Origin of the sequence: Chitinophaga niabensis, from assembly GCF_039545795.1 — a bacterium.
In the GTDB taxonomy this organism is placed as follows: Bacteria; Bacteroidota; Bacteroidia; order Chitinophagales; family Chitinophagaceae; genus Chitinophaga; species Chitinophaga niabensis_B.
This window is the reverse complement of record NZ_CP154260.1, coordinates 6,214,638-6,226,423: the sequence shown is the minus strand read 5'-3', so window position 1 is coordinate 6,226,423 and position 11,786 is coordinate 6,214,638. Positions and strand designations below refer to the sequence as shown.

9 protein-coding genes are annotated in these 11,786 nt (G+C 45.6%); 4 read left to right on the top strand and 5 right to left on the bottom strand.

The genetic code is table 11. The features are described 5' to 3' along the window. The first annotated feature begins 15 nt into the window (after positions 1-15). Positions 16-207: a hypothetical protein gene (locus AAHN97_RS25010; RefSeq protein ID WP_343304821.1), complete on the top strand. Its 192-nt coding sequence runs from the start codon at positions 16-18 to the stop codon at positions 205-207. Here AAHN97_RS25010 and AAHN97_RS25005 read toward each other — a convergent pair. The 5 genes from AAHN97_RS25005 to AAHN97_RS24985 all read right to left on the bottom strand — a co-directional run bounded on the left by AAHN97_RS25005 (position 187) and on the right by AAHN97_RS24985 (position 5,767). Then, positions 187-1,254, bottom strand: coding sequence for a winged helix DNA-binding domain-containing protein (locus tag AAHN97_RS25005; RefSeq protein ID WP_343304820.1), 1,068 nt, complete (start codon positions 1,252-1,254; stop codon positions 187-189). The genes AAHN97_RS25010 and AAHN97_RS25005 overlap by 21 nt on opposite strands. Positions 1,255-1,330: 76 nt before the next feature. Then, a complete protein-coding gene (locus AAHN97_RS25000; protein ID WP_343304819.1) occupies positions 1,331-2,743 on the bottom strand; it encodes a Gfo/Idh/MocA family protein in 1,413 nt (470 codons plus the stop codon). Between the two features lie 21 nt (positions 2,744-2,764). Then, entirely contained in the window at positions 2,765-3,529 is a 765-nt protein-coding gene (locus tag AAHN97_RS24995; protein ID WP_343304818.1) for an SDR family NAD(P)-dependent oxidoreductase, read from the bottom strand. Between the two features lie 6 nt (positions 3,530-3,535). Then, positions 3,536-4,900: a putative oxidoreductase C-terminal domain-containing protein gene (locus tag AAHN97_RS24990; RefSeq protein ID WP_343304817.1), complete on the bottom strand. Its 1,365-nt coding sequence runs from the start codon at positions 4,898-4,900 to the stop codon at positions 3,536-3,538. Positions 4,901-4,915: 15 nt separating this feature from the next. Further along, positions 4,916-5,767 (bottom strand): ThuA domain-containing protein, encoded by an 852-nt coding sequence (locus AAHN97_RS24985; protein WP_343304816.1) that lies wholly within the window; start codon positions 5,765-5,767, stop codon positions 4,916-4,918. A 225-nt stretch (positions 5,768-5,992) separates the two neighbouring features. Between AAHN97_RS24985 and AAHN97_RS24980 the strand changes: the two genes are divergently transcribed. From AAHN97_RS24980 to AAHN97_RS24970, 3 genes are all read left to right on the top strand, one after another. After that, a complete protein-coding gene (locus AAHN97_RS24980) occupies positions 5,993-7,009 on the top strand; it encodes a LacI family DNA-binding transcriptional regulator (RefSeq protein ID WP_343304815.1) in 1,017 nt (338 codons plus the stop codon). Between the two features lie 214 nt (positions 7,010-7,223). Beyond that, on the top strand, positions 7,224-10,259 hold the full coding sequence (locus AAHN97_RS24975) for a SusC/RagA family TonB-linked outer membrane protein (RefSeq protein ID WP_343304814.1): 3,036 nt from the start codon (positions 7,224-7,226) through the stop codon (positions 10,257-10,259). Positions 10,260-10,269: 10 nt separating this feature from the next. Beyond that, positions 10,270-11,757, top strand: coding sequence for a RagB/SusD family nutrient uptake outer membrane protein (locus tag AAHN97_RS24970; RefSeq protein ID WP_343304813.1), 1,488 nt, complete (start codon positions 10,270-10,272; stop codon positions 11,755-11,757). The last annotated feature ends 29 nt before the right edge of the window (positions 11,758-11,786 follow it).

The following is an 11,786-nucleotide window of genomic DNA, read 5'->3' as shown; positions in this document are numbered from 1 at the left end:
CCCGAAATTCAAAAGATGAAAAAGCTTCGCAAAGAACTAAAGAAAATGAAAAAGCGTCTCGCCACAAAGCAGCAGCCGCTATTAGAAAAAACAGAAAGGTTGCAGGAGCAGATGGACCGGCTGGAAAAACTTTGGAGGACACCGGTAGATTACCAAGAACTACTCGTATTGTCTAAAAAAGAAGATCTATATCCATTCAACTGGTAGTTCCATAAACTTCGAAAAAGGCTTGGATGCCTTAACCATAGCTTGTTGACGGGCATCACTGAATGGCTGGAAAGGAGCGCTTTCCATTTGCATTACATTCTTTTTCACCGTCCGTTTCCAGGTACCCTCTATTTTTCCGTTCACTACAATAGTAGGACTGAAGATCCCATTCAAAGGAATTAATTTCTTTTCACGGTCCTCATCTACAATCAGCGACCTGTCTTCATACCCGATATAATATTCATCAAACCCCGGCAATAGAAAAACGCCGGAAGTATTTTTGTAAGGCCCACTTGCGGGTTTCATCCAATACTCCGTATCATTATAAGTGAGTAAAGAAAGCTCTCCGGCAACAGATGCCAAACCCGCTCTTGCTTCACCCAACGTCAATCCTGCCCATGAAGCAAAATCGTTTGCTGTAGCGGGCCCATGCCCTGTAAAATAACGCAGCGCTAATTTCGCCCTTGCCTCTTCAGCAGTGATGGCTGGAGAAGAAGGCGCCCAGCTATCCAGCAATGCATAGGTGAATTCCTTACCCCGGCGAGCACCACAACAGATCACCTGGTCTAATGCAGCGCGGCTAAGGAAATGATTCATCCTTTCATTCGTAACCACGATGCCATTTTTTACGAGCAACACCTCAAGTTCTTTACGTGTCAGCTCTTCCTTTGCCAATACCTTTTCAAAAACGATATTGCTTTTCGTAACCACGGCATCGTCAAGCTCCAATTGTTTATAACGCCCTGCATATTTTGAAACAATACGTGGCCGTACAAATGCATTGATCCAGCGTATATCTGCCGGCGAAACAAAATGTAAGGTGCCCCTGATAGTAGTTGCGCGTACAATAGATTTTGCAGAGATGGCCGCTTCAATACCTGCATCTGTGATCCCCGGTAAACGCAGGCCTATAGACCATTTTGCACCAGCATAATCCTGCGCCTGCATGGCACAGAGATGTGTAACCACATCAGCAACCGAAGTGGCGGTTGTTTGAGAAAGGAGTTGATGATGAAGACGAAGATGAATAAGGTCCCGGGCTGTCATGATATCAAATATAAGAAAATGGGCTGTCCCGAAAATTTTCAGAACAGCCCTTTTCTAATGTATGCTATAAAAGAGATCAATCTAATGCATAAGGAAAACGTTGCGGACGGGTCAGCATCGCATTCGCTTCATCATCATTTTTAAACACTTCTTTGATCGGATCCCAATATAATTTCCGTTTCAGTTTCATGCCTGCATGATTCAGGAGGCAAACCGTACAAGCCCTATGCCCTACCTCAATCGGCGCCAGCGGAGGATTCCGGCTGATAACAGATTCCAGCCAGTTACCATGATGGTCTTTACTGTCTATCAGATGAATTTCATTCGGTCCTATCACGGAAGATAAAATACGTGGATCACTTGCATCCAGCGCTTTGCTATTCTTCGCTGCAGAAGTGGGATCGTTTGCTGTAGCAGAATAGTTGCCGCGGGAAACAAAGATCCATCCTTCAGAACCAATGAACTTCACGCCATTGGGATAACTGTTACTGGCCAATACCTTCACACCATTGGCGTACAGGTTTTCAGATTTGAATGGCCCGTGTACATCCCAAAGATTTCCGGCAGGCGGAAACTCAGCGCTGGCGGTAATTTCAATAGGCCCGGTATATTCAGTACCCATACCCCAGTTCACAATATCAAAATGGTGAGCACCCCAGCCGGTGATCATACCGGCACCAAATTGTTCACAACGCAACCATCCCGGTCTTGAAAAATCATTGGTTGGATGTACCCGCTTCAAAGTGTAAGGAACATAAGGCGTTTCTCCCAGCCATTTTTCGTAGTTCAATCCTGCGGGGATAGGCATATCTGTTTCTACTGTACTTTCTGCTGGATTATCGATCGGCAGCCCAACATAAATCGTATGCAGTTTCCCGATGCGCCCGTTACGCACCAGCTCACAGGCTTTTTTGAACTGTGGCATGGAACGTTGCTGGCTGCCTATTTGCAGAATACGGCCGGATTTATGTACTTCATTGCTCAATGCCCTTCCTTCCGAAATAGTGAGCGATGCAGGTTTTTGAAGATATACATCCTTTCCTGCACGTACAGCATGGATAGCTGGCAACACGTGCCAGTGATCAGGCGTACTGATGGTAACGGCATCTATGTCTTTATTATTTAAAAGCTCGCGGTAGTCGTCATACATTTTAACCGCATCAGAGGAAGCCTGCCCTTTTTTAGTGTAATAATCTGTTACGAGTTTCTGAGCAGACTGCAGCCTGTTCTTATCCAGATCACATACAGCAATAATGCGGGCTACATCATGTTTCCATACACCGGGCATATCATGTTCACGGGCAATACGTCCGTTACCGATACATCCAACATTGATGCGGTTGCTGGGAGCCAGCGGGCCACTCACCACATGGGCGGGAACAATGGTAGGGAAGTTGGTTAACGCTAGCGTACCAACAGCACCTTTGAGAGAATTTTTAAGGAATTTCCTGCGGGAAGATTCCTTTTCCGGGTTCTTCTTTTTATTCATGTGGAATTATATTTAGACGATTTAGAATCCGATTGAATTTCCGCCATCAACTGGCAGAACTACTCCGGTGATATATTTCGCGGCGTCGGAAGCAAGGAATACAGCTGCCAGTCCTATATCATCCGGTTTGCCTAAATGTTGCATAGGTGTTCTGCTTAGTACGCGGTTTTTCCTTTCCGGGTCGTTGTTCAATGCTTTGGCAGACATATCCGTTTCTATAAACCCCGGCGCAATACAATTGACACGAAGCCCCAGCGGCGACAATTCAACTGCCAGTGCCCTGGTCATTCCTTCCACCGCAGATTTTGCTGCTGTATACGCAATCACCTTGGGAATACCATACTGCGAGGCCATGGAGCTGATCATAATAATGTTGCCCCGTTTTCTGTCCGTCATTTTTTTAGCCACTTCCCGCGTGAGAGAAAAAACGGCAAGTTGATTCGTGCGCACCACTTCAGCAAAATCCTCATCACTCACTTCCAGCACATTTTTCTTCAGATTGATACCCGCATTATTCACCAGGATATCAATCTCGCCAAAATCCTTTTCCACACCTTCCACCAAAGCTCCTATTCCGGAAAGCTGTGAGAGATCACACACTTTATAAGCTGCATTTGCGCCGAGCTTGGCCACAGCAGCCTGCAAAACATCTTCCCGGCGGCCTGCAATAACTACGCGGGCGCCATATGTAACGAATTTTTGAGCGATAGAAAGCCCTAGTCCGGAGCCTCCACCTGTTACCAAGGCCAGTTTTCCGGACAATTCAAATTCACTGCTTGTGATCATATAACCTTATTGTTGCTTGGCGATTGCCAATCCTTTTGTGGTCACGTAATATTTAGCGATCATGTTGCGTACTTCCCATTCTGGTACTTTACCATTTTTCAGGAATTGCAGATAACGCTGCATTACATCTGCGAAATGTGCTTCATGGCCTGTCTTGAGATTATCAGGAATAGTGATCTTCCAGTTTGTTTCTTTTTTCTCCACACCGATGCCGGGATACTTTTGCTGTAACGATTGTATTGTTGCCTGAAGGTCCTGCGCAAACTTTTCATCATTCTCCAGCGGCTCTATATATAACTCCGGTTTCCAATTTTCCTCTTTGCCCTGGCGGATCACCAGATTTGCTTTTGTACCACGCACCAAAGCATAATGACTATCTCCCCCGCCTTCCGGAGCCTGGTAGTTCCAAAGCGCAGTAACTTTTGCATTCACACCATTGATCGCATAATGGATAGCACCATTGGCGGGAACGTTGATAATAGAATCCTGTACCACAAATGGTTTCAGGTTATCCGGGATCACTTCGGCACCGGTGATGGCAGTGAACTCAGATTGTTTTAAAGGAGTAGGCCATTTTTCAGCCTGTTGTACTTCGATATCTTTTTTGTAATCAATGATGGTGGTATCAAAAGCCATCCATTGTACAATATCCACCAGGTGTGTGTTCACATCTACGATGGCGTCTCCCTGTTGTGCAGGATCAAAGAACCAGGATGGCCTTCTTAAGATCTTGCCGGAAACGTATTTATAAAAGTGATGGATACTTTCAATTTCAATAGCTGGTTTTTCCACAGAACCTTTTTCCAGCTCACCAAAAACAGCCGGCTGATGAGCCAGTTCTTTTTGCAGGATATTGGTGATCTCGGAACGCTCCGTCATAATATCATACAGCAATACCTTTTTTTCATCCGCATCCGCAAAGGTCTTTTCCAGCAACTGGAAATCCGCTTCGGAAATGGCCATGGGTTTATCTCCCAGTACATTTAATCCTGCGGCGATAGACTTGTTGATATAAGATGTTTTCAATTTATTGTTTCCCGCCAGGATCACCACATTGCCTTTTTTCTCTGCCAGCATTTTCTCCAGGAAGTCCGGTCCTTTATACACCACCTCTTTCCAATGTGTAGGATTTTCAGACCTTGCATTATAAGAATCAATCAGTGCAAGGTGTGCATTCAGTTCTGCACCATCAGGCGCATAAACATTTACCACACTGTCAATACCCGGATACATGGACTTTTGCACAAGGGCCGCATGAAAATGCCCGGGGTCCAAAGTGATCAGCTGTACCATATCGGTTTTGTCGTTTGCCGTTGGCTGATTGCAGGCTACTGTAAACAAGCCTAAAGCCAGGATGTAGGAATATTTCATCAATCTATAAATTTATTAATAACGAACCGGTGTCTGTGGACTGGTAGCATAGGCTTTGGAAAGGTCTCTCACCCTTGTTTGTCCAACCAGCCAATGAAGTCCCTGGTAAAGATGGTTCACAAGATCCGCTTTTTCATAATCTTCTTTATGATGCCCCAAAGCCGTGAACCAAACATGCCCGCCATCAAAATCCTGGTACCATACTGCCGGGTAAAGGTTCCCGTAAGAACCCATGCTCTTTTTGATCAGGGTATCCTGGTTAGGGTTCAGGCTGGATACATCATGTGCCATTACCACCTTTATGCCCGGATACAGTTCCTTTGAAAAATAACATTCGTCAAACCGCGTCCATACTTTCGGCACATCTTTTACGGATGGATGCGAAGCATCTATCACATTCACCTTGAACGACTGGGACCGCGCATGCCAGAGGAAAGTTCCACCCAGTAATTGTTTAAACCAGGTCCAGCTGCGTTCTGTACCAATGGCTGAGTGAACACCCATAAATCCGCCGCCGGATTGAATATACCGCATGAAGGCAACTTTCTGCTGTTCTGTATCAAACACTTCATTGTTTGTGCTCGTAAAGATCAGCGCTGCGTATTTATGCAGGTTATCGTCAGTAAAAACTTTCGGATCATCAGATACATCCACTGTAAACCCATGCTCCTTCCCCATTTTCTGAAATGCCGCTACCGCATTCGGAATATTGTCATGTACATAACCCTTGCCGTTCTTTGTATACACCAGTACCTGGATGTTTTTCCAGTTCACCTGGCTGCTTTCCATTTTGCCGGTAGTTTTACAAGCCAGACACGAGAACAGGAAAAGATACACCAGCAGTCTGGAAAAGCGATAGCTCATCATAAGAAATAATTGAAAATTTAATGTGGAATTTAGAAGCACCCACTAAAAGTAGCTATATACGTGTTGTAATACAAGATCAGGGGAAATTTCCGTTCCTTACAAAACACCTACAACGATACCGGTAACGTTTGCATTAAATATATTACATTTAATTCAGGGAAAATTTACGATACAGTTATAAGCGCCCCCCAAAAATGGGGCTTTATTAGAGAATTGGCAAAACACATGAATAAACCGCATTCTGTAACCATCAAGGATATTGCTCAACAGCTGAAGTTATCGCCTTCCACCGTTTCGAGGGCCTTGCGTGATAGCAAGGACATCAAACCGGAAACGCGTTTACTCGTTCGGCAGGTGGCGGAAGAACTGCACTATAGCCCCAATCCCATTGCTCTCTCTTTAAAAGAAAAACGCAGTAAGATCATCGGTGTGATCGTCCCGGAAATTGCAAACACCTTCTGTTCCGCTACCATAGCAGGAATAGAGGATATCGCATACAAAAGAGGTTATCATGTGATGATCTTCCAAAGCCATGAAGCCTATGAGCGGGAAGTGGCCAGTGTGCATTTACTGGAATCCCGCCGGATGGATGGACTGATCATTTCTGTATCCGGGGAAACCCGCCAGTTTGATCATCTTGAAGAAATGAATGCCCCCATGGTAATGTTCGATCGCATCCATGAAGGGATTCCCGCACATAAAGTAGTGGTAGATGATAAGATAGGTGCTTTTCAGGGTGTGGAACATTTGATCCAACAGGGTTTCAGAGATGTTGCGATTATTTCCATGGCGCCATGGTTATCCATCACAGAGAATAGGTTGAACGGGTATAAAGAAGCATTGAAGAAATATGACATCCCCCTGCGTAAAGAATGGATGGTGCATTGTGATTTTAATACAACAGCGATGGACGCCGCCATCCGTCACCTTTTCTCCGGAAACATCAAACCAAATGCTTTATTCTTTTCTGTAGAAAGATTAGCCATCAGCTGCCTGAAAGTTTTGGGAGAATTAGGGTTACGCATTCCGGAAGATGTGGCTTTAGCCGGGTTCTCAGATAATCCGGTAAGCCCCTACCTGGCTCCCGCCCTTACTTCTATCCGGCAACCGACTTTTGAAATAGGACAGATCTCAGCCGAACTGTTGATAGAGCAGATAGAAGATCCTTCTGCTCCGGTAGCTTACAAAACCATCCAATTGAATACCACCCTCGATATAAGGGCCAGCAGCTTGAAGATCTAAGCAACCAATGTGTAAATAAAACACGTACCAATTACATGTTATTAGACAAGTTTCTAAGAAATAAACAGCGCTTATTTGAAATAAAAATAGTAGCTTAAATGTAGAAGATCTAACTATTGCAATCGATTGTTTCAGCAACCAAAAGGAAGGACATTTTAACCAACAGCACTAGATTCCCGTTATTCGATTATTGATTCCACTTAAATGAAAATGTATGTACAGAAACAAAGTCTTGTTTGTGACATTAGCTTTGCTTTCAAGCCTATCCGTCTTTTCACAGACCAAGCGATTCTCAGGTAAAGTAACATCTCCGGAAAAAGGCCCCATCCCCGGGGTTACCGTCCAGATCAAAAACACAAAAATTGCCACAGCCACAACGGAAGACGGTTCCTTTGTACTAACGGCCTCGGGAGACGATAGGGTCACCCTGGTTTTTTCCTCCATTGGCTTTGAGCCCAAAGAAGTAGCCGCCACAACAGGTGTGCCTTTAGATGTTGAATTGAAAGACGATACCCGGAACCTCAGCGATGTAGTTGTTGTAGGGTATGGTGCTGTTAAGAAAACAGACCTCACCGGTTCGGTTACTTCCCTCAAAGCGGATAAGCTCAAGGAGATCCCTGCCGTAAGTATTGAACAGGCTATCCAGGGAAGGATGGCAGGTGTACAGGTGCAACAAACTTCCGGCCAGCCTGGTGCCGGCATCAGTATCCGTATCAGGGGTGTTTCCTCTATCGCCGGCGGAAATGAACCATTGTATGTAATTGATGGTCTCCCCCAATTCAATGATGATGTGCGTGGTGCTAACGGATTATCCACTATCAACCCTTCGGATATTGAATCCATAGAAGTATTGAAGGATGCTGCTGCCACGGCCATTTATGGATCAAGGGCTGCAAACGGCGTAGTGATGGTGACCACCAAATCTGGTAAGGTTGGCCAGCCCAGGGTCACGTTCGAAAGTTCTCTCGGTTTTCAAAAGATCCGCAAGAAACTTGAAATGATGAACAGCCAGGAATACATCGATTATTCCAAAGCCTTTTACAATAATACAGGTCTGCCTGTTCCCACTGATCTCGCCAATGCTTCTGCAGCCATTAATACAGACTGGCAGGATGAAGTGTTCCGCACAGCCGCTTTATCCAACAGCAGTTTAAGCATCGGCGGCGGTACGGAAAGGAACCGGTATTTTATTTCTGCCGGTTATACGAACCAACAAGGTATTGTAATGAACAGCGGGTATAAACGTGCATCCGTTAGAGTTAATGTGGACAGTAAAATAAGTGAACGCTTTAGCGTACAATCCCGCATTATGGCCTCCCGCGCTATACAGGACGGATTCTCTCCTTCTGTGGGAGACAATATCCGCAACTTCGGTAAATCGGGTGTAGGCTCCATCCTCCGCTCCATCACAACAGTAGGGGTATATAATCCTGATGGAACTTATACAGATACATCGCCCTTCAGTTTTAATGGTATTGATGTGGAAAACCCGGTAGCCGTTGCAAAAGAAGTGCTGGATAGAAATACCACCACCCGTATACAGGGCGGCCTTGATTTCAAAGCCCAGATCATAAAGGGCCTCTCCAATACCACCCGCGTTTCTGCCGACTTTTATCATATCCGCAGAGACCTTTATTTTCCAAGACTGCTTCCCCGTTTAGGAAATGCCATCGGCTCCGCAGAGCTGGGGCTCTATGATAAAACATCCGTACTCGCAGAAGACTTCCTGGAATATAAATACGACTTCTCACAGGATACTTACCTGGAAGCCATTGCCGGGGTATCTTTCCAAAAGGACCGTTTAAATACAGTAGATCTTGCCGCTTCCGGTTTTGGTAGCGATGCGCTGAAGAATTATAATTTCAATTCTGCCAACACGGTGAGCAAACCGCTAACAGATGTAACGGAAAACACCATCATATCAGGTTTTGCAAGAGTAAGGCTGACCCTGAAAAATAAATACCTGCTCGCTGCCAGCATCAGAAGAGATGGCGCCTCTGTATTTGCAGAGAACAATAAATATGGCGTGTTCCCTTCTGTTTCAGCAGCGTGGCGTGTTTCAGAAGAAGACTTCCTGAAAGAAAGCCAATGGCTGTCTAATTTAAAACTAAGGGCCAGCTGGGGCCAGGCAGGTAACCCTGCTATCAAACCTTACCAGTCTTTATTATTAGGCAGAACAGTGAACACAGGTCAGGGAGCTGGAACTGGCCAGGCGGTTGGGCTTGCGCCTACTTTCCCTAACCCTAATCTGAAATGGGAAACTACTTCTCAGACAAACATCGGTTTGGATGCAGGCTTCTTAAATGAAAAATTCCGTCTCACTTTCGATTACTATGTTAAAACAACCACAGATCTCCTGGCGTTGGTACAATTACCACCATCCGCCGGAGTAGGTGCCGGTATTGGTTCCGGGGCTGGTCAGATCCTGGATAATGTGGGAGAAGTACAGAACAAGGGATGGGAACTTACGCTGGGCGCCAACATTGTGAATACTTCAGACTGGGGATTCTCCGTGGACGTGAACCTTTCCCAGAATAAGAACAAGGTTACCAAAACCAAGGATGGTAAGGATATTCCAACCATATCCGGCGGTAATGATGCATCCGGCTCAAACAGTATTATCCGTGTAGGTGTACCGCTCTCTGCTTTCCTTGGCCCCCAATTCCTGGGCCTGGATAAGGACGGGGTACCCATTCACCTGAATGTGAATGGAGATAAAGATCAAAATGGTCTGGATGTTATCAATGCATTGGATAACCAGATCCTCGGAAGCCCCTACCCTGATCTGTATTATGGTATCAATCCCACCATCCGCTATAAAAAACTCACACTCACTTCCGTATGGGCTGGTGTAAGCGGATCAAAGATTAACAATTTCGCCTTGTTTGAACTAGCGGGTCCAAACGTTGTACAACAATACAACAAGATGAAAGCAGCTAAGGAATATTATCCGAAACCAAGTCTTGCTGCCAGCAATCAGCACTTCCGTTCTTCCCGTTATATGGAAGACGGATCATTCTTCCGCATGAGGAACATAAGACTGGATTATAGCTTCAACCTGGGTAACAGCAAAACCGTTAAAAACCTGAATGTATACGCGAGCGGACAAAACCTGATCACCTTTACCAACTATTCAGGCTTCGACCCGGAAGTGAATACATTTAATGGGAACGACCGCAGGCAGGGAGTTGACCTGGGATCTTATCCTGCAGCAAAAACCGTGACCTTAGGATTTAGCATTACTTTTTAATTCTTACTTTATGAAACGATCAAATATTTATACCATCATAGCTACGCTTGCATTTATTATGCTCAGCAATTCTGCCTGCGATAAGCTGTTGGAAGAAAAACCAAAAGCCACCATCGCACTTGGCGATCTGGACCCCATCCTGCTGGAACAAACCATCATTGGCGTGTATGAACCCATGACCAGAAGCCGTGGCCGTTTGTGGGAATCCACAGTAGGCCTGGGTTTTGAGCTCATGGCAGAATATGCGGACGGAGGTTCTGTTCAACTGAACTGGAGCAATTATAATAACGTAATGAATGCACCAAACAGCATGAGCCAGCCATGGGTCACTTTATACGAAGCTATCGGAAGGGCCAACCTCCTGATCGCCAACCTGGATGCTAACACCACCTTGGCGGAAAACCTGAAAAAGACCGCATACGCAGAAGCCTATTTCGTAAGGGCCGTATGTTATTATTTTGCCGTGCGGGTATGGGGTAAAGTGCCTTTACGCTTAAAACCCATTCTTAACTCAAGCGATGTAGCATTGGCTTTATCAGAAACCACAGCTATTTATGATCAGATCATCACAGACCTGAAGGCCGCAGAAGCAGCTCTACCGGCAACCGTGGCGGAATCTAAGGCAGGAAGGGCTACATCCGGTGCCGCAAAAGCTGCGCTGGCAGATGTTTATCTTACAAAGGGCGATTATCAGAATGCGCGCGATAAAGCAAAAGAAATAATAGATAACAAAGCCACCTACGGTTATGATATCGAACCATCATTAACCACGGTGTATTCTCCCACACTTGCCACCAATAAAGAAGATATCTTTTCCCTGAAGTTTTCACAGGTACAGGAAAGAGGAAACTTTATGGCGTCATATTGGGCGGACTCAAAAGCAAAGGCTGCGGGCTTTTCCGTGAGCGGAAATAAATTTGGAGGTATTATGTCGCAAGCCCCTTTGATCAGGGATTGGGATAATAACGACCTCCGCAAAAAACTAAGTGTTTACAATAGTTATCTCATCAACGGCGTAGTAACAGCCGCAGAAGTAGAACCGGGTATCTACGACATGCGCATGGGTAAATACAGAGACCCCAACGCACCAATCGATACCGGTAATGGAAATGATCTGTATTTCTGGCGTTACGCAGATGTGTTGCTGATCTACGCAGAAGCAGAGAATAAACTCAATGGCCCTGCCAATGCTTATGCTGCCGTTAATACTTTGAGAAGAAGGGCTTTCGGTATAAGCATGACAACCCCGAGCGCAGTAGCAGACCTGCCAGCCGGACTAACACAGGCAGCCTTTGACGACATGGTGTTCCGCGAAAGAGGATACGAATTTATCGGGGAATTCAAACGTTGGTTTGACCTGGTGCGTACCGGAAGAGCCACTGCGGTCATAGGAGCAGCAAGGGCAGCGATACCAACACCAGCAAGGAAACCCGTTCCTACGAGATTCCTGTTTGCCTTACCTGACCTGGAATTGCAGAACAATCCACTAGCCAAGTAATACGTAAAAGGGGCCGATGCAAATCGGCC

Coding starts and splice junctions, on each gene's coding strand:
- AAHN97_RS25005 (WP_343304820.1), bottom strand. CDS start 1,254: ATGACAGCCCGGGACCTTATTCATCTTCGTCTTCATCATCAACTCCTT.
- AAHN97_RS24995 (WP_343304818.1), bottom strand. CDS start 3,529: ATGATCACAAGCAGTGAATTTGAATTGTCCGGAAAACTGGCCTTGGTA.
- AAHN97_RS24970 (WP_343304813.1), top strand. CDS start 10,270: ATGAAACGATCAAATATTTATACCATCATAGCTACGCTTGCATTTATT.
- AAHN97_RS25000 (WP_343304819.1), bottom strand. CDS start 2,743: ATGAATAAAAAGAAGAACCCGGAAAAGGAATCTTCCCGCAGGAAATTC.
- AAHN97_RS24975 (WP_343304814.1), top strand. CDS start 7,224: ATGTACAGAAACAAAGTCTTGTTTGTGACATTAGCTTTGCTTTCAAGC.
- AAHN97_RS25010 (WP_343304821.1), top strand. CDS start 16: ATGAAAAAGCTTCGCAAAGAACTAAAGAAAATGAAAAAGCGTCTCGCC.
- AAHN97_RS24985 (WP_343304816.1), bottom strand. CDS start 5,767: ATGATGAGCTATCGCTTTTCCAGACTGCTGGTGTATCTTTTCCTGTTC.
- AAHN97_RS24990 (WP_343304817.1), bottom strand. CDS start 4,900: ATGAAATATTCCTACATCCTGGCTTTAGGCTTGTTTACAGTAGCCTGC.
- AAHN97_RS24980 (WP_343304815.1), top strand. CDS start 5,993: ATGAATAAACCGCATTCTGTAACCATCAAGGATATTGCTCAACAGCTG.